The 1,464-nt window shown below is 47.9% G+C and carries 2 protein-coding genes; both read right to left on the minus strand.

What is annotated here, in order from left to right:
- On the minus strand, positions 1–700 hold a 700-nt coding region (locus QWL29_RS26465), incomplete at its 3' end, for an S-4TM family putative pore-forming effector (protein ID WP_305825838.1).
- 11 nt (positions 701–711) lie between these two features.
- Positions 712–1,386: a nucleotidyltransferase family protein gene (locus QWL29_RS26470; protein ID WP_305825839.1), complete on the minus strand. Its 675-nt coding sequence runs from the start codon at positions 1,384–1,386 to the stop codon at positions 712–714.
- Positions 1,387–1,464 lie beyond the last annotated feature (78 nt).

The following is a 1,464-nucleotide window of genomic DNA, read 5'->3' on the forward strand; positions in this document are numbered from 1 at the left end:
ACTCTACAGGAAAGAGTGTTGCACTTGGTTTTAGAGACTGCCGAGCGATAGCAACAAATGGCAGGAATGGAGCAACGACAAAGCTAAAAATACTTGTAGCCGAAAGATCGAGCCAAACGGACACCCCTAGAAGCGTCGAAAACAGCAATGCTCCAACAATGCCCACCGCAATGTTGTACCTCTTGCGCAATTTCATATCCCACCAGCAATTAGCACGCTGACATACCAACACCGCAGTTTCGTGGGGTAGTTCGCGAACTTCAACACGATACCAGTCGTTAAACTTCCCCGATGCTACCAGTTTCGCGTTCTTCTCAGCCCAAGCTTCAATGTCTTCCGGGTCGGGCGTAGAACCGTACGCAATTTCGTTCCAAGGTAGCCTTAAAACAGCAGAGTCAAAGCACTGCTGAATCTTCGCAGCAGCACTTCGGCGGGCACCAATAAGCGGGTTAATTAAAATGGTATCAAGTAACACCAACGCTAAACCTACGATGCTGACATAGGGTGATATGTCACGCTTCGGCAGGCCGAACCATTCCTTATCCAGTGCCAATGCGGCGATGGCTACAATCACGATTACAGGAATGCCTAAAATAAGCTGGATCGAGAAAAGCCTCTTAGCTGCTGAGTACAACGCCGCCTGCGCTGCCAGTTGTGTTATCGACTCTGATTTGTTCTCAGCTTCAACAATATTATTCATTTGATACTTAACTAGGTAAAGGCTGGGAACAAATCGCCGAAGACCTCAGCCCATTTTCCTATGGCACCCTTATGATCTCCTACTGACTCTAGCTCGCGTGCCTCAGCGCACTTAGCGTAGTCAGATGCGCAGCGGAGCGAAATTTTGAAACGGTCGGCTAGTTCAACTTTGTTCAGGTCGCCTTGAATAAGCTTCGGGTCGTTCACGGCACCATATATGGCAGACTCAATGTACTTGATGACCTGCTTAAATTCCAAGTCAGGCCAAGTGGTGGGATCACGGCTTTCGTAGTAGTCCAGAATCATGTTCTCTAACAAATACGAACCCATCGTTGGCATCGTTGGGCGGCAATTCCAGAACTTAACAAGACGAATTACACTCAAGATTATAGTTCCACGGGCTGCTACCAAGCGGCGAACACGTGCACGGTCAATGGTAGGATCAGTAAATTTCCAGTTCCCGTCGCCGTCCGGTATAACATAATACGTCTTTCCTGCTGAGTCGGGGTTTGTATAAAAACAGGGGACGATGTCAAAGTTCCAGTCATATGAGGTCAATTTTAGCGTCGCCGCTTCGCCCTTTCGCTTGATGTCAGCTTGCTTGTACTGCGGAACAGTAGATAAAGCATCCTTGAACTTATTGACTACTCTTCGGGAATTGATCGTGACGCCATCATCGAAAAGCAAATCGCGAAGTGGCGATCCCTGATTTGGCTCTCGTAGATGTCAAGTCCCGTTTGATCGTAAACGCGTTTAACGAATAAT

The sequence above is a fragment of the Massilia brevitalea genome (assembly GCF_030711405.1).
GTDB classification, from domain to species: domain Bacteria; phylum Pseudomonadota; class Gammaproteobacteria; order Burkholderiales; family Burkholderiaceae_D; genus Telluria; species Telluria brevitalea.